At 44.6% G+C, this 1,071-nt stretch carries 1 protein-coding gene; it reads right to left on the bottom strand.

Annotated features, from left to right (window positions below):
- Positions 1–786: lactate/malate family dehydrogenase (locus R7Q47_RS26270; RefSeq protein WP_318090264.1), on the bottom strand; the 786-nt coding region annotated here is incomplete at its 3' end.
- Between the last annotated feature and the right edge of the window lie 285 nt (positions 787–1,071).

Genomic DNA, 1,071 nt, shown 5'->3' with positions numbered 1-1,071 from the left:
ACCATATTGACCCGACATCATCGTGCCAACTGGCAACACAGAGCGCTCATTGATTTTGATGGCTTGAATGATTCGAAATACGCTGGCTGCAATACCATGCACCGTATTATGTTTGCGACGAAATATTTCGTAACCCGCTTGCTTAACCGCTTCGAGCAACTCATCAGCATCGATTCTCTCGATATTGTGTGTATCGCAATAATAATCCGCAGGCTGGCCAGCAATAGAGATCAAACTCTTTGGTGTGAAACAGTGGCTTCCGTGCTCTCCCAGTACATAACCAAATATGTTTTTAGGGTCAAGATCCACACGGTTAGCAACAATGCTCATCAAGCGGGCTGTATCGATAACACACCCGCTGCTGATCACTTTGTTTGGCTCAAAGCCCGTATTGGTAGTAATAAAATGAGCAACAATGTCACAAGGGTTGGACACGACAATCAAAACCGCCTTTGGCGCAACACGCTCTATTTTGCTAGCGATCTCGACGCCAATCTTCGCGTTGATTTCCGCGATATCTAAACGTGTTTGTCCTTGTTGAATTTGCGCACCTGCCGTTATCACAACAATATCGGCACCTAACAAATCGAGGTAATCATCTGAGGGAATAATGCGGGTATTTTTGGAAAAGGTTAACGCCGCTGTGTGACGAAAATCGAAGACTTCCCCTTCAGCTCTTTCTAAGTTTTGGTCTAACAGAACAAGTTCACTGACGCTGCCTAGCGTGAGCAAATAATTGCAAACACCAACTCCAACGGCGCCAGCGCCAATCACACCAATTTTCATCTTACTCTCCCTGAAAAAATGCGGCTCTTGAAAGATACGTCGCTCTTTAAAAATGAGCGGCAAGAACATAAAAGTCCAACGTCATTTTGTAGCTCAGAATCTGTTACCAATCTAGTCTTTCATTTCCGTACCATGCTTGTCTGGTGAAAATTACACCGTTGAATCGTGACGTTACCGCCCTGAAGAAGCCTTTCACCTCTATATCAACGGACAAAAGCGAGTACAATCTGGACATCTCATTCAAGAAGGCAAACAAAATGGAAACTCTGTTAATTGGTCACCGCG

Source organism: Vibrio sp. Vb0349 (genome assembly GCF_033338975.1).
This window is presented reverse-complemented; position numbering and strand designations above follow the sequence as displayed.